At 32.5% G+C, this 24,019-nt stretch carries 9 protein-coding genes; all 9 read right to left on the minus strand.

Going from position 1 to position 24,019, the window contains the following annotated elements; translation table 11 throughout:
- Positions 1-3,237: 3,237 nt before the first annotated feature.
- The gene (locus GIY03_RS01680) at positions 3,238-3,822 is read right to left on the minus strand and encodes a glutamine amidotransferase-related protein (RefSeq protein ID WP_457913428.1); all 585 of its coding nucleotides are present in this window, start codon (positions 3,820-3,822) and stop codon (positions 3,238-3,240) included.
- On the minus strand, positions 3,822-5,384 hold the full coding sequence (locus tag GIY03_RS01685; protein ID WP_457913429.1) for an anthranilate synthase component 1: 1,563 nt from the start codon (positions 5,382-5,384) through the stop codon (positions 3,822-3,824). Before GIY03_RS01685 ends, GIY03_RS01680 begins: the two co-directional genes overlap by 1 nt.
- Positions 5,385-7,470: 2,086 nt before the next feature.
- Positions 7,471-7,716 carry a sulfurtransferase TusA gene (tusA, locus tag GIY03_RS01690; protein WP_457913430.1) on the minus strand — a complete coding sequence of 82 codons (246 nt, stop codon included), beginning with the start codon at positions 7,714-7,716 and terminating at the stop codon, positions 7,471-7,473.
- 2,030 nt (positions 7,717-9,746) lie between these two features.
- Positions 9,747-10,550 carry a sugar/pyridoxal phosphate phosphatase YigL gene (gene yigL / locus GIY03_RS01695; RefSeq protein ID WP_457913431.1) on the minus strand — a complete coding sequence of 268 codons (804 nt, stop codon included), beginning with the start codon at positions 10,548-10,550 and terminating at the stop codon, positions 9,747-9,749.
- 3,367 nt (positions 10,551-13,917) lie between these two features.
- Positions 13,918-14,028 (minus strand): hypothetical protein, encoded by a 111-nt coding sequence (locus tag GIY03_RS01700; RefSeq protein ID WP_457913970.1) that lies wholly within the window; start codon positions 14,026-14,028, stop codon positions 13,918-13,920.
- 2,310 nt (positions 14,029-16,338) lie between these two features.
- Positions 16,339-17,214: a GTPase Era gene (gene era / locus GIY03_RS01705; protein ID WP_457913432.1), complete on the minus strand. Its 876-nt coding sequence runs from the start codon at positions 17,212-17,214 to the stop codon at positions 16,339-16,341.
- Positions 17,211-17,891, minus strand: a complete 681-nt coding sequence (gene rnc / locus GIY03_RS01710) for a ribonuclease III (RefSeq protein ID WP_457913433.1) — start codon at positions 17,889-17,891, stop codon at positions 17,211-17,213. Before rnc ends, era begins: the two co-directional genes overlap by 4 nt.
- 201 nt (positions 17,892-18,092) lie before the next feature.
- A complete protein-coding gene (lepB, locus tag GIY03_RS01715; protein ID WP_457913434.1) occupies positions 18,093-19,070 on the minus strand; it encodes a signal peptidase I in 978 nt (325 codons plus the stop codon).
- A 32-nt stretch (positions 19,071-19,102) separates the two neighbouring features.
- Positions 19,103-20,902, minus strand: a complete 1,800-nt coding sequence (gene lepA, locus GIY03_RS01720; RefSeq protein ID WP_457913435.1) for a translation elongation factor 4 — start codon at positions 20,900-20,902, stop codon at positions 19,103-19,105.
- Positions 20,903-24,019: the final 3,117 nt, after the last annotated feature.

Here is a 24,019-nt window from a genome sequence, read left to right on the forward strand (position 1 = left end):
TTATATCATGAATATTATGTTCAATACGCTCACTGCCTTAATGGGCATAAGCAGAAACGTATAGTAGCGATTATTTTAATACACATGCTATATCGCAACAAGAAAGACTTCTGAAGCAGTTACAATTAACTCAAATAACTTTTGCACTAACTTACTCAGTTTATTTATATCAGTGCTGTATTTTTGAACATATACCATGTAACTTTATTCTATCTTAACGTTGTTATATTGGTGAACAAAAATGAATAGCCTAGTGGATATACGAGAATCAGAAACACGCGAGTATCACCAATAGACTCCAAACATATGTCGATAGATTTAGTATTATTGTCATTACAAAACATTACTACATTTAAAAGATTCAATGCTACTGTAGTATTTTCGCTTTAATTTTTTATTTCTCATATATTGACAATACAGACTATAATGGCGCGAAAAACAACCTTAATATTACATCCAGTATATAGTAAATCTTTTATGACTATTTCGATAATTTTATAATGCTTACTTTCACACTTCTTTCAATATAGATGGCCTAATCTACTAAGAGCACTCCGGTTTCTATAAGACGCGTATATAATATGTTTAGTGACTTTTTATTAGTGTTTGGTCTGTTAAATAAGTATAGTGCTTCTTGTCAAGCAAATAAAGAATCCGTCATGTTATGCAAGCCTATATCTATGTCTATCGTTTTCTGTAATATGTCTTCACTTAATTAAAAGAACATTACCGAGAACCTAGTGAATTTTGTCAGTATTTCCGCATGGTAAATTATCGTATTTCAAATAAATTTTGTATTACCTTCAGCAATGAGTTTTTATGAAACGTCAGCGTTGTTAGTTGTTTTATATGGTTCTAAAGAAATTAATATATTCAGTCTAAATAGAATTACACTAAAAGTAGATAAAAATTACCTTAATCCTGCAAGAATAGCATAAAAATTCAAGAAACATATGCTAATTCTTCTACTATTCTGAAGAAGGCATGAGTGAATATTATTACATTTTATAATGACCTGTATATGATACATGCCAATAGACATAGTAAAACCTCAAATATCTCGAACAACTTAGCTGCATCTTTAATACTTTGAGTTAATTCTTTATTCTAAGTCTAAAGTCTTAATAAGCTTTTAGAATACTTTATTTTAAGGAATATTCTTGATGATCAACATTATTAAAAGGATGGTTTAGTTAAGATTAATAACCTAAAATATCGCCTAACCGTAACGTTAGGCGATACCATCATCACGTTTATTTGGTATAAAAATCATGATAATTTACAGATTCTATATTAATAGTTATTCCTTTCGTGTATATCTTAAAGACTTAATTATGTTTATTAAACGGCAAGGATGTTCATTAAAAAACAAATCTTTTAACAATTAACCGTTTGATTTTAGACTAAAATACTTGGCGGTTTATAATACACAGTTACTTGTGCATTATAGGAATATATTAACATACGTCAATAATTACGCGAACTCCTGTACAAGGAAATGTAAATCCTTATATCGAGTTACATAGGATATACAGTTAATTTACTATGGTTATATTATATGATAATAAGATCATCTTTTGCAGAAAGATAAAACTGTACGATTCATGATTACCTAGTAAAATTTTACATGCGATAGTGTACACATTAATTTTATAATTTATAGTGCTATCGCATAATAAACTGCTAGCTAGCATAATGGTTTAACTTACTGATCTATTTGTAATACTTTATATGAGGCTTACCAAGAAGTAGTACTATAAGGTATCCTGCAGACTAGTTTACGAACTTGTGGCCTAAATTAATATGCTTAAATCACATGGGAGACAGGAATTAATGTCTAAAATTCAGACAATCTCTAGTATCATAGAGTAGAGATGCTTTCTTTACTTTTAGTTCTGATAACACCAATAAAATCATATTACCCAAACAGCAATAGCAAGATTGAGTGCGTAAAAAAGCGAAAACAAAATCTTTATCAATATCATCTATATTGCTAGTGGACTTATCCATAAAAACATAACGCTACATTTAAAATATTTCTTAGTGGTCAGTACTAAAAAACTAAATAAAAACCTTTCAGGCGAAATGATATTTAGTAAATTAAAGTGTTCTTATCCATCATAAAGTTATTTTTTTAAACGCAAAATGTATACAGATCTAGTGTGTAATCATACCTGGTAGAGACTGCTCCACCTGTCATAATGTTATTTATCTACTGGTATTTAGCATGTTATATTCTATTAAATGATGTTTCTTTGAATTGTTTACAAGACCAATCTCAACATTATTTATCTGCTTACCTGTCACACCATGGTATATGCATAAATCATTTTTTTAACATCATACCTAGTACTCTATGAGTATTGTTATCCCAGGATTTAGCCATATCATTTTAGTAGTAATACCGTGTGAAAGCTACTACTTCAGAATATGAAGAATTACCTCTACTCTGTAATCATCTACTATAATATAGTACTTCTAGAATGCTATAAGCAAAAATTTAGTTAGTAGCGTTTTATCTTAAAAACATTCCAGGGTTAACGAATAGTAGGAAATTTATTATTTTTAAAATTTAGTAACTTTTTTAGTTGCACTAACCTTTCTTTATTTATGCTGTATGTTTTACGCTGCTACATAAGATTGTATTAATATTAGCATGCATGATAAACTATAAGTACTAATAAACTCTGCTGTAATGTAATTGATGCATTTATAGTCTAGTATATTAAAATGCACAAGCCTTAAATACTTATATGGCAGCACAGCATAATACATGTTCTTTAACTGCTGTTAGTATACAGATTATAAAAATCCAAGATTGTCCAGTACTTTACGGCCTTGTTATAGGAAGATGAACACTGATATTGATAAAAAGAAAACTAAACATGGACGATTAAAATACTACGATTATCGTATTTGACAATTTTCCCGGTACATTCTTTAAAACAAAAATGTTAGGAATTGCAATACTAACACTGTAACGCTTCTTTTAATCAGAAGAAGTAATATTAAAATAGATAATTTAGGCACAAGAAGGGCTAGGTATCATATAATAACTCTTTGTCGGTACCGGACGCTTTATCCGGCACCACCGTAATGCCATAAATTTATATTGTGCAATGCTGAAACTAACGTATTCATAGATTACTCACTGTGCACGACAGATCCAAATATCTTAAGCTTCTTAATGAATATATCCGTTTAGCTTACTCTTAGAGAAAATTGAATCATCATTTTTTATGATTTTATTGTTGCCCAAGTAAAGGTCTGCTGAAGCAGCTTTGCACCCTGAGTTGTTAGAATAGACTCCGGGTGAAATTGAAAGCCACAGATACGATCCTGATCGTTGCGCACCGCCATTACCATCTCACCAAAACGCGCGTTAACAGTAAGCGTAGACGGGATATTGCTGCCGACCAACGAGTGATACCGTGCTGCTAATAATGGATTGTCTACACCAGAAAACATACCTATATTATCGTGAATGATCTCGGATGCTTTGCCATGTAGAATCTCACCAGCTTGACCAATATAACCACCATAAGCTTCCACGATAGCCTGGTGACCGAGGCAAATGCCTATAATTGGTATTTCTCCGGACAGACGTTGTAATAATTCCGGCATACAGCCCGCATCCGCAGGTGTGCCTGGACCAGGCGAAAGCATCAGCACAGGTTTTTCCATTTGTTGTAAATGTTGAAGAATTGACTGAGCAGTAATATGATTGCGATAAATAACTACCTGATGACCATTAGCGCGTATTTGATCAACTAAATTATATGTAAAGGAATCAACGTTATCGATTAATAATATATCAGCCATTAGAATACCTTTGTAGCATGATGTGCACTAGCGATAGCCCGAAGAACAGCACGGGCTTTATTACGGGTCTCATCAGCTTCCGCTTGAGGGATAGAATCCAAAACTATACCGGCTCCCGCTTGCACTGTCGCAATACCGTCTTCAACGTAAGCAGAACGAATAACAATGCAGGTGTCTAAATCACCAGTGGCGGTAAAGTAGCCCACCGCACCGCCATAGCTACCACGGCGTAAACCTTCAGAAGCAGCAATTAATTGCATTGCACGCACTTTTGGGGCACCACTCAAGGTACCCATATTCATGCAGGCTTGATAAGCGTGTAACGCATCTAAATCGGTGCGCAATGTACCTACAACACGCGACACTAAATGCATAACAAACGAGTAGCGATCCACTCTAACAAGATCGGCTACATAGCGACTACCGGCTTGGCAAATACGCGCTAAATCATTACGCGCTAGGTCAACTAACATTAAGTGCTCAGCGAGCTCCTTATCATTGGTGCGCATTTCTAGCTCAATGCGACTGTCGAGGTCTAAATCTAACGAACCATCAATCCGGTATCCACGAGGACGAGTTCCAGCAATTGGATAAATCTCAATTTGTCGAGTGCTGGCACTATATTTTAATGCACTTTCTGGTGAAGCACCGAATAGAGTAAACTCATGATCCTGCATAAAAAAGATATATGGACTAGGGTTATTATCCTTTAGCACTTTATATGCTGCCAACGGTGTTGGACATGGCAACAAGAAGCCCCGCGATGGAACAACTTGAAAGATGTCACCACAGTAAATCGCCTCTTGTAACTTTCTGACTACTGTACAATATTCCTCATCAGTTTGAGTACAACGCAATTGCATGTTTTCTAGCCTCTGATATGGAATAGCTTGAGGTGCATGCGTTAATTGATCTCGCAACTGTTCTAGGCGTTGTTGTAGGCGTTGTTCTTCTTTGTATTCCGCAGTAAATACACTGGATTGTAAACGAGCGGTAGTATACTGATGATCTAGAACTAGTAGTGTTTCCACCAAATAAAAACAAAAATCTGGACAGCGTTGCTCTTGGCGCAGATTGGGTAGATTCTCAAAACCAGCGACTAAATCGTAGGCAAACAAGCCACCTAGCATCATAGCTTCTCGTTCATCTATTGGTGAGTCAACTAGTCTTAATAAGATACGCAGCGCATCAAATACTGATAATGAACGTAATCGGGTATCTTCGTCTTGCATTATATCAATCTGTGGAAAAGTTAGCAAGCGACCGTTAGGACGTGCTTGCACATATACTTCATTCGGGAGCGCTTCATCTAGTAATGGTAGCAATGCCGCACCGTTCATTGTTAATGCTTGTACAGTTACCATGCAGCCTGCAGCAGTAATGCGTAAAGCACTATCAATCACCAAAAGACTTTGCAAATTCTGTTTACTTGTGACTTCAGCGGACTCTAAAAGTAAAGTTGCAGGACGTGCACCACACAATTGGTGAAAAATAGTAGCAGGGTCGCCTTGATAGCTAGCTTGCATCTTAAGTAGTTTAATCTTTGGTTTCTGATTTATCATTAGGGATTCCAATCAAACTTCTGCCTATAAAAAACCCGCATTAGCGCGGGCTTTACAGATCTACATAATCACACAATAGTCGTTCGAAATTATAACGTCCGAACAGGGGAAGTCATACGTATGATCTTTGCAGTGCTTTTTCATAATTTATATTTAAAATAAACTTTCGTACTAGTTAACTAGTTCATTAAGGTAAAGTCAACTCTATTTTTTAGAGTATGTAGTGATTTAGGTCTTTATCAGCGCCTAAATCAATAAAAAATATTTACATTTGTCTGATGGTATTAAATATCACATATGTTCAATATGCTTAATATGATAAAGCGCTAGAACCTTACTACATGTACCTGATCATGGTAAGATTGCCGCCTTCAAAATACTTCCATTGTACCTGATGTATTGCAAGGCACCTGCTTAATAAGACCGATATTATTATTAATCCTACATGATATTATTTCTCTTAACTCTTCCAATATATTGAAAGAGTTTTATTATTTTAATGCGTTTAACAAAACATTAGAGCAGTTATCATGTCTTTGTTCTTACTTTATTTAACAACCTGTCTAAACAGTTAGATTCAAGCTCTAAGAGATAAATTGTAATAACTTAATATTAATTTCTAATTCTGAGTCTTTTACTAACTGATACAGTAATAATGCGCTAAATTTTAGCATAATAAATACTTTATAACTTCTTAAGTCACTGACCTGATTTCAATAAAGACGACGTTATTTTTGAGTGCATTATATTCGTAAAATTATCGAACAAAAACAACATCCTTCTAATTTTTTAGAAGGATACGACTTTATTGTTTTGCTAGATGGTTTTGCGCTGAAGATATTCCGAGATATGCTAGATTTTCTCCTTGTGTTGAATAAAATACTTATTACAAAGTAGAAGGTTACTCTTTTGACTGCCTATGTTGTTGTATCATCCTCTATCAATGTTTTTGTGTATTCACATTATATTTATATGACACCAGATGCTCTCTGTGTCTCAACCTATTCTCGTGCAGTCATTCAGTTATGTGGTAGAGAAGTATAGTAGATATCTACGATTCATCTACTAAATGAATACTATTTTTATAGTTTATACAAACTGTCCCTAAGTTAGTAAATAAGCTTTATGCTTTATCTAACTTTAAGATAACTTTTGAAAATTTCTTATTAAGTGTTAACACTTGATGATACGAGTATTAGCTGATTTATTTATAAATAAAAGCTTTGTATTTTTAAACACCTCGGTCATCACATTAGATGACGCCACTAAAGAAGTTAGACAAGCAGCTCCATATAATAAGCTTCATCATGGAATCTATCATGAAATATAAAAACATCTTTTGTATTTTCGCTATATTTGACTAACATGGTAATAACATAAGACTTACTTGTGAAAATATTGCTTTACAAGAATGATAGATGTAGGTGTGTTGTTAATTAATGTATACGTTATACGATAACATCGTAATATCTTTAAGTATTCATAATACTATCAGGAATTATGAAGTTATTATAGAAACACATCAGCACATTTTGATGCTTTAATGTCGTTGGCAGCATCTTCACCATTAGCAATACATATAATGTGATCATCAGAACCTTTAATCCATTAAACTACAGAGAAAATAATGTAACATGATTGAGAAAAACCACCTAACATAAACTATGTAACTATAAATTACGTTATTATATTCAACCTTTCTTACTAAATAGTATTATTTACTAACTTTAAAAACATATACAATTTCTTATATTTGTTATCTTGAAATTCTTATCTATAAACTAACAACTAGAATATAGTTAGTGCTAGTTAGTGAGTTAAATAACCACTACTATTACAACTTCCTGACATCAGCTATGATTAATGTGATATTTTATATACTAGCGAATATGCTTGTATTTGCTACTTTTAAAGTTCATTTGTATTGCATGACACACTTAGCATCCAAATTATCAGTGTAACTTGGCATGAATAGTTCTAGTATATTTCGATGTTACTGCGGTGGTGTTTTCTAAACACAACGCCTACCACACACTGTATGAATACTAGGTATAAAATGTACCATTATAGTGCAACTATATGCTAGCTATGTGCCCTTGCGTAATAGATAATAATACGGTATCTTATCGATTTTTTGTGTTACGAGTGTATGATCCATAAAACGGCAAAAATCAATAATATCGCGGATAGTAGTTAAATCATCTGAAATAATCAGTAGTGTTTCGCCGTTACCCATTTGTCGAATAACTTTACGTACCATCATAACCGGTTCTGGACACCGCAATCCAAGTATATTAAGTATTTGATTGGCTTGAATAGATAAGGTATTCATAATATCTCTCTCGTTCAAATAAGATTCGCAAATATTTTCGCTTTTTATTAACATCGAATCTTAAATCTATGCTTTCTCTATAATAAGGTATGCTAATTTTATTAAATTTAAGGGATATTAGTTATAAATTTCCATGATTACGATACACACTATAACTGACTACTATGTCGTTAAATATGCGATGACCTTAATCTACGACTAAGCGGATTCTGTCATGTACGCGTGAATTGCACAGGCACAATTAATGAGTGAATTTTGGCTAATGCTATTTTATAGCGCCATCGTTTTTTAGCAATTAAACAATTTTTTGCAATTACTACATACTATTTAATGTTCTGATATTATTTAAAGGGTTTTTGATTCTCTCATGCAGTTCATTTGACTAACCATCCGAACAGTACGTATTTTAGTGCGTTCCTTATTTATTTTTATAACGTTTTACTGTGATTGATTAGAATAAATTATATGGTTTTGAGACTCTATTTGAATTTTTAGTTGTTTGTAACCATATTTCCTGCAAGTTGTATACCTTGGTGACTTCGGTAGATTCCTAAAATACAATTATTTAATTACCTTTGGTGATGTAATATACGATAAATTGCATAGAGTGACGTTATGTTTCACTAACATAACAACACATTGTTATTCTTTTGTATCACATTTGACCGTTACAGCATACTTGTACAACTAGCAGACAAATAATACTCATATTGGTAACTTAAAATTTAACATGCACGCATTAAAATCATTCTTTTCCGATAAAACATTTGGAGAAAGATATTGATTCAAAATCATCAGAATAAATTATCGTGGCATATAATTAAATCTAGCAAAATACTCTAATCATTTACTTATTGTAAGGTATTAATGGTATTTCTACGTGTTTTTTTGAGTAACTCGATAATTACAGCCCGCATTATTTAGTGAAAAAGCAAACAATATAAACTAATATACCGATATAATAATCTTTATAACAAGCAACTATAGCTATAAACATCCGCCATTCGTGCATAAGTTATTCGATAATCAAAGGTCATCCTATCTATAATGACAACAAGGATGCTAATAAATGTGGCCTTACCTCTCACAAGGTATGTTCAGAGTTATAAACTTTAGTATAATATTTAAAATACAATCAGAAAGCCTTACCTGTCTAACATCGGATGTATTAAAATATTTTCGGTCATTGGTAAAATAAAAGTTTAGTATACGGTTTTAATATAGCGTTCAATTGTTATATTATTACAGTAACTGTCGTTGATAGCGCAGCTGGATTAATCAAAAAATGCTGCGTTCAGCATGTAATATGCTGTAATGTTAGTGCTTAGAATAACAGAGGTAAATTCATTATTGATAGTAGTATTTCACCTATTATAGCTTATATAACGGAGTTATAATAACATTTAATGACTTGCATGACTGACAATAGTGTGAGCAGTGATGCATAAGGTCATTGCGAGTTATAGCAACCGTGCCTATACAAAACAAACACTTCAAACTTAATAATCTTATTAATCTTTTATATACACTTATGCTACCAAATTTATTTGAGTTATTTAATCTCATATATATTTAAATAGTTCGGTGTTTCTTATAACTATTGGTATGTTTGAATTATATGCTGACAAATTAATAGATGTGTAATATTAGCAATGACTATACTTAGTGCTAACTGAGAAAATTTAAATAACCTAGGGCTTTGACAACAGGCCTCCCAGCGGTGTGCGATTATAATCATTAAAAGCTTTTATATCCATAAATACGTAAATAGACACTAGAATTTTATTATATCATGCACAAAGTGGCTCTACAAGATAACTTGTCATGGGTCATAGTTCAAAAAAGCGTGAGAAGAAAGATAAGGACATTGTAAAGTTATAGAGTATCTATTCTTTATTATCGGCAGCGACTATAACTCACTATATTATAAAATATGCATAGTATTCCCAGGATTGATTAGTATAATAAAAGCGTAATATTACGGAATATGAGTAGCTCTATATGATTAAACCGACAAGACCTACGACATATTAAGCTAGAAACATTCTACGTAAATAATTTGGCACTGCGTCATCAATATTGGAACCAATCACTTCCAAGTTTGGTAGATTATCTTTTAATCTCTGATGAGCGTTCCGCATAATACAGCCCTTGCCAACCATTGATAACATTTCAAGGTCGTTCATTCCATCACCAAAAGCAATACATTCTTTTAATGTATAACCGATGATCTTAGCTACTCCTTCTAAGGCGCGCCCTTTTGATACCGAGCCCGCCATCACTTCTAAACAACTTGGGAGCGAAAAGCTCACGTTTACTCGATCGTTCCAACGTTTGTTTATAGCGTTCTCTAGAAACAATAGTTTTTTATAGTCATTACATGTAAAATATATCTTAAAAACATCTGAAGTTTCCAAAAAACTCAACGCAAATAGTTGATATTGGAAGCGCGACTCCTGAACAAATGCTTTTTGATAAGGACTTTCACGATTTATGAACCATTCGTCGTTGCGATAAACGTTAGTAATAATTTCCATGTCATCATGCATCATATGATACAAATCTTGAACGATTTCCTCGTCCAGATTATGACTAAAAATTAATTCGCTAGAAATATTATATACGCGAGCGCCATTTGAGGTAATCATGAAGGCATGAATATCTAGGTTATCACGAATCTGAGAAACATCAATGTGATGGCGACCCGTCGCAAAAACAAAATACATTTGGCGCTGAGTAGTCAGTAGTTTCAACGTTTTTTTTGCATACGGTGACAAGCTATGGTTCGGAGAAAGTAAGGTGCCATCTAAATCAGAAGCAACAACGTGATACATAGCGTTATATTTTAACCTCTAATAATGTTATAAGTAGCAGAAGCAACCAATCAACTATTAAATAAAAAGCTTAAGAGTACGTTTAGCTCTTCATCATGCCTTAAGTACCAGATAGATTAACCCCTTATGACATATTAGTATGGTCAACTAATGCTAGTTTCACGACCAATAGTGCAAAACTAGAGTTGGCCCTTTAAATCAGAGCATTACCTTATCCATCCAATCTTAGAGGGAATTCAATAATTAACAGATTATTACTTTCTCTAACACAGCACGACCTCAAAAAATTCTCAGATAAAATCCTATTCTTGAAAACAACTATCACCATGGATGACCAGCCGTTTGTTTATAAGTTACTAAATGATCAATTACCTACTTCAGACGCAAGAAGAGAAGAGACGTTGACAGGCGTGACTAGTCAACCTACTATACTAGGTATATATCCATAGTTATATATTCTAACATGATACCTGGAAAATAAAATTATAAAAAATTACTTTCTGACTTTGAATTTATTTAAAAATTCACATTAATTGATAAACTGCAAGTTTATACGTGGTTTTAATGCGGTGCGAAATTGTTTATCGTTATTATAGTCGCTACTATGCATGATATAGCTGTAGTATTGATCAAAAAATGCTAAGCGTATTATGCAACATAAAACACTAAAACAATAGAGTTACATCCAATTAGTGATAAAAGTATTCTTTCTCTTCTAGCTCATGTTAAGGATTATAATTAGTAGTAGATGAGTTCAGTAATTCATAGCAGAATTGACATGCATGTATTACCCATTGCGATTTTACATTGATCCATGTAACGCAATAAATGCTTTATAATTTAAAAGTTTAATCATGATACTCTGGTCATATGCGCACACCCTCCCTGATACTTTAATGTGTTTTATATTTAAATTCTTCAACGCTTGCCTTATGCATTGCTATGTTAACTGACACATATATCAAATAGTTACCTATCAAATCATACAACCTTCTAGATTGACTGCTAATCATCAAAGAGATGAACGTGACCTTCAAGCTAATAGGAATATACCAATACGTTTTTATAAATATTAACCAACCCTCGTGCTCTATAAAAGTACCTGCGTATTCTATAATATCATACCACAAAATAACAGGCTTTGAGGCAAAAAACTAATCGTATACTTTTTTAATAGCCAAAAAACTATAAAGCTGATGGATGATGAGCTGTTTTACTGAACACTACTATAATCCACGATATGATAGGATGTTATAGGATGATCATAGCGAATCAGTCTCACAAAGACTACAAGTTAAAAGTTGTATAACTATTTTATCAGCGGTCAGGCAAACAACTAATATAATCTAAAGACTAGAAATCTTATGATTGCAAAGAAAATATTAGGAATTATAAAAACACCATGGATTCACCTGCTCAATGTCAACTAAACATACCTGTAATATACCTCACATTGAAAGTGACAGTTATCTATTCAGAGTTTCGGCAATTAAATCCAAGAAATTCGCTGCAGTCTTTAAATTCTTAAACTTACGAATATATTCGAATATATTAGTAAGATAGTGCACAAATATTAATCCTAAATCTGAGATTTACAAAAAAAAAGATATGCTTAATTACCTCAAAATTAAGCTTGATGTCTCGTAAAAATAAAAGAGTACAGCGAGGAGACTATTTCTTTCGTATCTGCAAGTTAATTCGCATATAATGATTATGTTAAAAGTTAATATATGTGTTATCTTTTATTTTTTCTTAATTAGTTACTCATGTAACTTTTTAAGAATTTATAGACCTTATCCTAAGGTTTATTCTTTTAATCTAATTGTAGTACTTGTTAAAGTGACTTTTGATAACTTGATTACGCTGTTATTTTTTAAAACTTACATTCTTTAAAGAAAAATATAAAGTTATTTTAATAAAATAATCTAAATAATTCTTTGTATAGTAATCAAAAAAAGTCATAAAGTTAAATCATTATACAATATTAACAAAGTACGGCAGTCTTTTACAGATTTAACTATTTATAAGGTTTGTTGAACATTGTAAGTTTTAAATTTAATAAATATATCTTGATTAACCTAAAGTTGCATGTTTAAAAATTTATTGGTCCTCATAAATCTTAAGCAATAATTGTCTGGTCAGACTTTATGATATATTCAGAAAAGCAACACCTCTTTCTAAAAAAAATATTTTAAATCACTAAGTAGTAATGTTGTCTTACTTTCCTTATGAATCACTTTTTAAAACTTTTCATTTAATTAAAATTAAGAGAGAGGGTAACAAATGGCTTAATTTAATAATTTATTAGTATTTCTCAAGGATGACTAATTCTGAAAAGTAATCATATAGTTTATTAAAGATAATATCTATTTTATTTATGAATTAATTTCCTAATTAAATAAAATCGATTATGTGTGCGATCTTAAGTATATTGTATTCATACGTTGCTTACTTCTCACATCATTCGGGTGCAGTATACTTGTAATATTGAGTAGCTATAAATTGTGTACGACACCACTATTATCACATCTCTAATTATTTTAATACTTTTCATCCATATGCTGAGCGTGTTTTCTAGGTTACATACGAGATATCAATAAAAACAAGATACAATGTTTATATGTAATTTTCTATTGTTAGTTTTATCAGACTTACACGAATCATTATGTACTTTCTGGCTATATTTATGCAATAAATCGGATGATTTTTAAACGACTGCAATTGTTTTTTTAGTTATTGAGCTATGCCTAAATAACACAGAAGATATCTGTTAGATATAAAATTTTTCAGAGATAGTTGGTGTAGTGACAAGAATATTACCAATAATATTGGTCAATAAATTCTTTAGTCTATATAAAAAACTTACATGATTATTGAAGCGTCTATGCTAGAGGGATTTAATACTATCTGCTTTTCGAGAGTAACTATAACTTATATAATTAAGAGATAAAATGTATTAGTATACAGTACGCCTATTAGATATTTGCAATTATTTTATAATTCTTCGTGAGTGTAATTTTATTACAGTAATTAATATGTACTACAAATTAGTAATATTTTATATTATTTCATGTTTAGCGGTATCTTAACAATGTTTTTTGATGTTTCTAACATTATTATCATGCAGTTTTATTTTTGTTATTGCTTTATATTTCGCTTAATCTTTTATTCTTTTCAACTAAAACATTCTTTGTAGTTTTATTATTGCTTTTATCTCTTGGCGCTTGTGTTATTGGATAAAGCGAGCGGATGCTCCATTATGTTAATGACTTCCTTTAAATAACAGTCTACATTGTCTAATAACAAGTAATCATGTTCTGCAACTAGTGAAATAGTGATACCTGTACGACAGGAACGGCCGATATGGTCAATTCGATGCAGGATAAGCATTTGAGGTACATGGCATATCAAAATTAAATACATGAGTGCGATTTATGATATCTAACCCACATACAGCGATATCAGCAGCGATTAGCACATTCAAAAACCGTCTATCATATATTTTACCGTTGTATTGCGCTTAGCTTGCAACTCTTGCATCTTTAAAACGCAGCTATTTATGCCTGATTTTCGTAGCGCAGCTACTAAATGCATAAGCTTGTTTACGTTTGCGAATCAATATCAGAGATATACGCCAAGTTATTTAATTAAGCACACTAATAACATTATTTGATGCTATACATTATCGGTGTAATACTACTATTACGAAATTTTTATGTGCGTAGTATTCAAACTCAACGTTGATATCTTCTGGCTTAGTCAGAAAGTTTAGCAAAATTACGGATCGTGTTACCTTTTATACAGCGCAACAGTAAGTCTGCTTGCGTCAGTAAGTTTGCAGAGATAATTATTATATCTTTTAAAATCACCTCAAGCATATAATCAACTGCATCGAGGAATAAATATTTCTAAAGCACGGTAATCGAAAGCTTCTTTTGTAGTATGTTATAATAGGCGATTAACGGTAATAACTACTATATCTTGATGCGTATGGAGTACTTCTTTATGATTTATATAAACTATACCACCGATAATAATGTTAATATTTAATGAAATATATCACGCAAAATTCACACGTTTGATTACCTACTTATATTACTCATTCAAGTATTAAATTAAGGATAAGAACGAGTGGAAAGCCAGATTGTCTCGAGACATTCACTAAATTCTATAAAATAGTCAGCAAAATTCAGCGGTTTTCCCTGTGTTAGTTAGGTATGAACCTAATATATCCACCCATAAGTCACCCATGGACTTGCTTGATCTTGAATCGTATTGGAACGATCATAAACTGTATCTGGTAGTGTGTGAGTCGGCGGTTATTAAGTTTAAATTTACAATATAAATTACTGTCATCATCTACCTCTAAATGAGGTTACACATATCTATACATTAGATAGAGTCTTACATCTATTAGTTAAAATAATTCTATTCCTGTAGAGTACATCACCTTATACTACGTCAGCAGTTATCCAGACGATTAATATAAAATATACTTTTAAAAAGGTGAAATTTTATTTTTTGATAAAATTGCTCTTAAGATATTCTAAAATACTCATCAACGTTGTGCGCTTAAACTTGGCACTGATCGTGTGCTATGATTTGCTGAGTAACTATTTTACAAGCAAAGTGGCTAATATGTCTTAGCATCAAAATATATTCATGTTTATGGTGATTAAGCGTTTAATATTGAACGGCAATGACTGATGTTGTTCTATGAAACAACATCTTTACTGATTACACACGTGATAATACTCATTATAAAAACTCTAATGCTGCTATTCTACGGAGACATAGAAAGCCATTACTTAATAATTACATCCTTATATGGCTGTTTAATGAAATTAAATTCAAACTTCGAAGAAGAAAGTCAAGCAACTTACTTATATGTTTCACAAAAGCTACACGTCAATAATTACATAGATAAAACATGATATAGCATTCCATTTCTGTTGATGCAATAATCTATGCATATTTAATTTTATAAATAAATTTTTGATGCTGTAGATTACTTATATCTATTGCACTATCAATAATTATATGCATTAGTTACCCGTGCTTACCAAAGCTATGTGCTAGTATAATCTTCTGGAATTAATAATCTTTATTTTGTAATTTAAGCGCATGCTCAACGTATTAAGCTTTTTTTAGAGTAACACTCAATGAATGTTTACTCGATGGTATTTCTGTCACTAAAATATAATAAGCATCTTTTAAATAAAGCATTTTATGCTATTTACATATATACTGTTTCTGCTGTTTTTTTCTGTCCAGATTTTTGACAAAACTAATATACTAAATTTTAGTTATATCACATGTACACTTTGAATAAATAGTGCAGAATTATAACGATTACACTCCTATGATAATTTTCATAGCGTTCTGTCAACATGGATGATGCTGTTACACTATATTTACCCTAGATACTAAATAGTTATTTAATGTTATTAACTCTTGAGTATATTTAAGTATTTATTCTCTAATTAGCAGAATTAATCGTCTAGCCATGTATCAACCAATATAATGTAATAGATCAAATCTATATCTAAAAACACTACGTAAATTTATTTGAACCGGTACAGTGCACATATGTTTTATGCAGTTTTTCGGAGAAAATATCTAAATTATCAAAGATAATGAAAATTTTGCTATATTTTAATTATCTGAAAAATTATTTATATACAGTAGCTATTGGAATATACACACCGAACAACATCATATAAAAGCGTAATATATTTTAGTTATCTAGACAACATCACTGAAAATTCTTAACTTAGTCTAAGCTCCACTATGCACACTGGTCGCCGGTATAGTCAGGATTGACTTGTACCCATAGTGTAAGATGCACTATAGCGTTAAATATCTTTTCCATATCCTGTCTGGCTTCAGTACTAATAGTTTTAATTTTTCTTCCTGTTTTTCCGATAACTATTTTTTTTTGACTATCACGTTGCACAACAAGTAGGCCATGTACATGATAACCAGAATATTTATTTAGTACAAACCTCTCAATCTTCACCATCACAGAGTATGGTAATTCTGCACCCAAAAAACGCATTAGCTTCTCACGAATAATCTCTGATGCCATAAAACGCTGAGAACGATCAGTAATGTAATCTTTTGGAAAATGATGTTCCGCTTCCGGCAAAAGTTGATGTACGGTATTAGTGATAACATTAAGGTTAATTTGTTTTTTAGCAGAAATAGGCACTATATCTAGAAAATTCATCTTTTTGCTAAGATATGCAATATACGATAATAGCTTGGATTTATTAGTGATCTTGTCGATTTTGTTGATCGCTAACAGTACCGGGTGTTTTAGACGACGCAACTTGCTCATTATTCTTTCATCATTATCATTCCAATTAGTACCTTCTGTTACTAAGATCACTAATTTTGCATCGTTGATTGAACCACTAACTATATGATTCGCTAAACGATTGGTCGCACCTTTTTCTATAATATATGTACCAGGAGTATCAACATATATAGCCTGGTATGTTCCTACTGTTTGAATACCTATAATACTCTGGCGAGTAGTTTGCGGTTTACGCGAAGTAATGGAGACTGTTTGACCTAAGAGTTGATTTAGCAACGTAGATTTTCCTACGTTAGCACGCCCAACTATCACAATCAAACCACAATATTTTTTTTCTTCACTCATTCCAGGCCTAGTTTTTTTAATGTTTTTTGCGCTGCTGCCTGCTCAGCTTTACGACGACTTGAACCGGCACCTATAACAGGTTCATCTAAACTACTCACTTGGCAATAAATCGTAAATTCTTGATCGTGAGACTCACCAAGAACCTGTGCTACTAGGTAAATAGGTAAAGGTAAGTGACGCCCCTGTAAAAACTCCTGCAGTCGAGTTTTTGGGTCTTTCTGCTTATCGCCAGGACTAATTTTATTTAATCTACTACGATACCAACCTAAAATTAGACGTTCAACACGCTGTATATTACTGTCTAAGAATATACCACCAATCAATGCTTCTATTGTATCTGCCAGGATTGACTCGCGACGAGAACCGCCGCTTTTTATTTCTCCTGGACCAAGATGTAGACATTCGCCTAATTCAAACTCGCAGGCTATCTCCGCTAAAGTATGGCCACGAACCAATGTAGCACGCATGCGGCTCATATCCCCTTCGTCTATCAGAGGAAAACGATGATAGAGAGCATTAGCGATAACAAAACTAAGAATAGAATCACCTAAAAACTCAAGACGCTCGTTATGTTTGCTGCTGGCACTACGATGAGTCAAAGCAAGTAACAATATCTCTTGCTGTTGAAAAGTATAGTCTAACTTTTTCTGCAGACTATTTATTATCATGGGATTCATGCTGTACCAATAATCAAGAATATATCAAAATTTGTAGAAATAGGAAGCACGCTTATTTTTGTCTATACTGACTCTGAATCTGTTATCTCGATCGCAACTAATCACAAGGCATTTAATTTAGCTGATTGACAAAATACCCTACAATATAGAGTAATGTAAGTCTGCGTGTATCCCCTATCTATCATAAAGTATAAACGACGATTAATGAAGAGAACCAATGCGACTTAATCGAAAATTCGTAGGCCATGCACTTTCTTGCTTTTCAAAACTCATCCAGATAACTGTAGCTTTACCTACCAGATTTTTCTCCGGCACAAAACCCCAATAACGGCTATCAGCACTATTTTCTCGATTATCACCCATGACAAAGTAATGATCAGCTGGGACTTCCCAGGCTGCTATAGGTTTACCAGGTTGTTGGTAATAAGCTAATACCTGGTCCTGTATGCCAGGTGTATTTAAAATAGCATGAGACACGTTGTCTAGCGTTTCCTGACACTGACGCAAACGAATACTATCCTGTAACACATTGTCGCTATTTGAGCTCTGATAAGAACCATTGTTAATCTTTCTCGTGCCCCTATAGTTAAAAAACTGTACAAATTCGCTTAGTTGCGAATCGTTATAGGTAGCTGTCAATATTTTCTTACAAGACCGCTTATTATAGGAAGGCTGTACAATTACATGCTTACTCACCGGATCATAAATAACACGGTCGCCAGGCAAACCAATCACACGCTTAATATAATCTAGTTTTGGCTGGAGTGGATATTTAAATACCGCAATATCACCACGCTTTGGATGACTCGTTTCAATCAATGTCGTATGAGTAACGGGGTCTTTTATGCCGTAAGCATATTTCTTGACTAAAATAAAATCACCAATCAGCAATGTTGGTGTCATGGATGCGGACGGAATTTGAAAAGGTTCGTAAATAAATGATCGTATTAGCAATACTAAAAGTAATACTGGAAAAACCGATGCAACTGCTTCTAACCAACCTACCGACTGCTTAGTCGTATTAGTTGATTTATTATCGTCTGCAGTGCTAATGGTCTTTATATCGATAGTCACAGTCTTCTCTTGGCGGGAAAATACCCATTTAAAGCGATCAAAACACCAAAGAATCCCAGATATTAATGTTGATAGCACTAGGATTAGGGTAAACATATTCATCATGAAAATCACCTCATTCAACAAGCTTTATACTATTACTTTGTATCTCTACCAATATGCAAAATTGCAAGAAACGCCTCTTGTGGTAGTGTGACGTTTCCTATCTGCTTCATACGTTTTTTCCCGTCTTTTTGTTTTTGTAGCAACTTCTTCTTACGACTAATGTCACCGCCATAGCATTTTGCTAATACATTTTTACGTAGTTGTTTCACAGTGGATCGTGCAATAACATGCGTCCCTATTGTCGCCTGAATCGCAATATCGAACTGCTGACGTGGAATGAGTGATTGCATCTTTTGTACCAGTTCGCGCCCGCGATATTGGGCATGGTTTCGATGAGTAATAAGCGCCAATACATCGACGCGTTCATTATTGATCAATATATCAACACGCACCATATCAGAACTCTGGAAGTATTTGAAATTGTAATCTAGAGATGCATAACCGCGTGATGTAGACTTTAGGCGATTAAAAAAATCTAGAACAATTTCTGCCATAGGGATATCATATGTCAACGCTACCTGGTGACTATGATAAACCATATTCGTTTGAATACCGCGTTTTTCAATACATAAGGAAATTACACTACCTAAAAATGCCTGCGGCATCAGGATGCGACACTCAGCTATCGGTTCACACACTTCTTGAATGGTATTCAGCAACGGAAATTTAGACGGACTATCAAGGTAAAGAATCTCTTTAGCAAAAGTTTTTACTTGGTAAACTACTGTTGGTGCAGTGGTGATTAACTCCAGATTGTATTCACGCTCTAGACGTTCCTGAATAATTTCCATATGCAAGACACCAAGAAACCCGCAGCGAAAACCAAAACCAAGCGCACTCGAACTCTCCGGCTCGTAAAATAATGAGGCATCATTAAGACTAAGTTTGGTTAATGCATTACGAAAAGCATTGTAGTCTTCTAAATTGATAGGAAATAAACCTGCATAAACCTGTGATTTAACTTTTTTAAAACCTGGCAAAATATTATGAGCAGCGTGATGCGCTAACGTTAAAGTATCACCTACTGGTGCACCAAGGATGTCTTTAATCGCACAAACTAACCAACCTACTTCTCCGCAATTGAGTCTTTTACAATCTATGCTTTTTGGTGTAAAGATACCTAAACGGTCGACGTTATAAGTTTGACCTGTGCTCATTACTTTAATCTTATCGCCTTTGCACAATGTACCATTCTTTATACGAATCAAGGAAACTACGCCTAGATAGTTATCAAACCAAGAATCAAGAATTAGCGCCTGTAACGGTGCCTCTGCATCACCTTCCGGCGGTGGAATATCATGTATTAAACGCTCTAATAATTCAGGTACACCTACTCCTGTTTTAGCTGAGCAGCGCATTGTATCAGTAATCTCAATACCCAGGATATCTTGAATTTTTTGAGCAACGTGATCAGGGTCAGCGGCCGGCAAATCAATTTTATTCAATACTACTACTACTTTTAGATTTATCTCTAGTGCAGCATAATAGTTGGATAGTGTTTGAGCTTCAACTCCCTGCTTCGCATCAACAACCAATAGCGCACCCTCGCAGGCTGCAAGCGATCGGGAAACTTCGTATGAAAAATCAACATGACCGGGGGTATCGATAAAATTCAGCTGATAAATTTTACCGTCTGTTGCGGTATAATTTAATGTTACACTTTGCGCCTTGATCGTAATCCCTCGCTCACGCTCTAGCTCCATTGAATCTAGCACCTGCTCAGACATCTCACGTTCACTTAGACCGCCACAAATTTGTATAATACGATCAGATAATGTTGACTTACCGTGATCAATATGGGCAATAATGGAGAAGTTTCTTATATTGTTCATTTTATAAAAATTTTGCCTTTGTATTGCTGAAATTATTTTCTCATAGCAACCCAAATAAATATAAACTAAATTATAATCATTTTCGCTTAAACCACTGTATTCTAATGCCACAACATTAAACGTCCAATGCACTATCAGTGAATACATTCTATCATGTATGTTTACTTATAGAGTGTGTAGCATAATTAAGGACGAAATTTATCAACGTTGGCAATAAGCACTTAAATACCAAGTGGTTTAAATTATCAAGTGGTTACATTATATAATAAGATATCATTTTTATATAAATAGACCTTGCTGATACTCTATAAATACTATTGGCGCATTAAGTTTTTATGATAGCTGACTGTCTATTGAATGATTGAAAGTACAGAATTTTCACAGCACTTAAATATCTTAGTATGTAATTAACCAAAATTGTGAATAAGCTATGCTAGCAACACGTTCCACTAGGAACGAGTATGTTAGCTTAGTGACAGGACTATTATCTAACGATCTAAAACTTAACAACTGAAATCCTATAGTTATACAGCAACAACTATTCGATGAATAGAACATCGATTACTTGCCTATGCAAAGCAAAAAAACGCAATTTTATACGGTAATATCAGCGCATAATTAACTGATTCATCTAAGAGTAAGTTAAACTGTGTTGTCATATAAAAACCATTCTGCTACTCAGATTTACGGTGAGATTCTCACAGTTATTGTCTTTAATCAGTATTAAAACTATTTTTGTAGCACTTCATACTAAGAATAAACATCAAGTAAATTGATCCTTATAGAGCACAGCACACTTCTTTTTTATACCGCTGCAATTTTATACCACTGTAATATTTTCCCCAAGTTAAAAAGCTGACCACTAGGTACCTAAAAGTGTTCAGTATAAGTAGAAGAAATAGCCACAAATTAACCTTGCTTAACGCCTTTAACTCGGTTGTTATGTCCGGATTATTATACCTAATATCACTAAGTGATATGATAGTTTTTAAATATTTATTGAGTAAATAAACTAACATACAATACTACTTAAGTAGTCTATCTATTCATGTAGACTATTTTGTAGTCACTTACAAATATTTAAACTTAATAATGAATACAAATAATTAATACTTTTAAACAATATAAATAAGAATTTCAAAAATCTATTTTATCATCATAATGCAAGTTGTGTATACCTGCACTAGATTTTTCACTTATTTATTGTTTGTATAGTCCTCGAAAGACCAACAATGTTTTTGTCTTTTTAAAATTTAAATAATTACGAGTAATCACAAAGAGAAACTATAAAGTTAAGTAGCTTCAGTAATATGCCTGAAGCCCCACAAAACTTGATACAAGTGATATTTTCTAGAGCGATGCAGATTGTTATATTCATCTAAATAGTCCGGCTTCCTCAGAAGATTTTAAATACCTTAGTTGCCGAATACTTATTGAAGCACTAAATTTTATCACAGTAAATTGAGCAGCTCACTATACAAGCACTGTTTATTGATGAAATTAAATAACTAGTTTCTGTGTATTTAATACCCTTACTATTTCTGTAAGTGTTAATACATAATGAATTGTGCAATTTTATCATCCATACGATCCAGAACTAAGAAAACATGTAAATATAAGGTTTTAATCTGCATTATATGATAAGCATAATTTTCGAATAACTTAAATAATCTCACTCTTGTCAAGTAAATATTATATGTAGCTCTATCAAGAGATATTTCATAATATAATTACTATCTTTTAAGTGATGTTTATAACATGAATTTTTTTAGGATTAAAAATATTTTTCAGAACAAAAACGCTTTTATTTTTCTATAGAATTCACATTCTTAATCATTAAGATCATAAATGATGTCTCTGTGTAATTAAATAATGCTTTATATATTTATATCTCTTTTTCAACTAAGAAAGAATATTGCGATTATTATGCAATGATTTTAGCACAGGATAAATATTAATAAAAATATTTATTCCACATAAAATATCTAAGTATGCGTATATAACAATACAACCAATATGTCGCTGTATTTTAATAATATACCCTCAGTAATTACATAATTTTAATTGCGATTCTAAAAGAAATTTCTAATAACTTAGTCGATTAAATACATATACATCCGAGATAAATTCTCGAAAAATTTATTTTCATAGTGACATTGCATTGCTAATCATATGTTATTTTATCAGTCAATATTTGCTATAAATCTATCAGGAACAGCGCACACTACATGTATTTTCTAAGTAATTAGAATCATATGAAACTTTGCTTGGTCTATATCATAAGTTATGCTCAATTAACTTAAAGTAACATGCTTTAGCGTCACACCACAATCATGATAAGTGAGTCTTTTATGATCTTATACAGTAAGAGCTTACATTATCAAGGATGATATATTTCTATTCTAAGATTATGTGAATTCTCCTGAGCATAATAAAGCAATTTTATTACTAAATAGTTATATTGTGCATTACTATTCTAGTTATAACCGTCAAGATTTTACATACCTGCAATATTTAGATCGATGTAGATTTCTCGAGTTACTGTTATTCAGGTGTTTAATAAAACATCTATATCCATAGACCATATGGGTTACCTGCATTAGCTGAATATTATCAATCAATATGACTGTTCTTGATTTTTTAGACAGCTATGTAATAGCTTTATAATTTTCAGAATGTTTTTGAACTTATACGTTATATTCATGGAATAGACGAAAAAAACTTTTACAATATAAAACTTAGCGATACAGTTATTTAATCGTACCCGAAAATAAATCAGATCCCTTATGTACATTAACCAAATAAAATATAGCCCATATGGTTGGCAGAAAAATACTTATGAGATATTTCATAAATTTATGCACCATACTATGATTACACAGCAGTTATATCCAGAATTATCTGGATTCACATGAATATTATGAAGACATTCATGCATATCCTGACATACTACCACTACATTCAGGTAATAATTTTAAATAGCCTTAGTTGACTTGTCTACTCTTTAAACGCTAGTAAAATAGATTTTTACAATTATACTTACTTGTATTTCTAATATTTTAATAAAGGAGTTTAAAGTTTACGTTTCTACAAAAAAGGTAAGCATCACTTTTACAG

The organism is Candidatus Gillettellia adelgis (genome assembly GCA_020541285.1).
In the GTDB taxonomy this organism is placed as follows: Bacteria; Pseudomonadota; Gammaproteobacteria; order Enterobacterales; family Enterobacteriaceae; genus Gillettellia; species Gillettellia adelgis.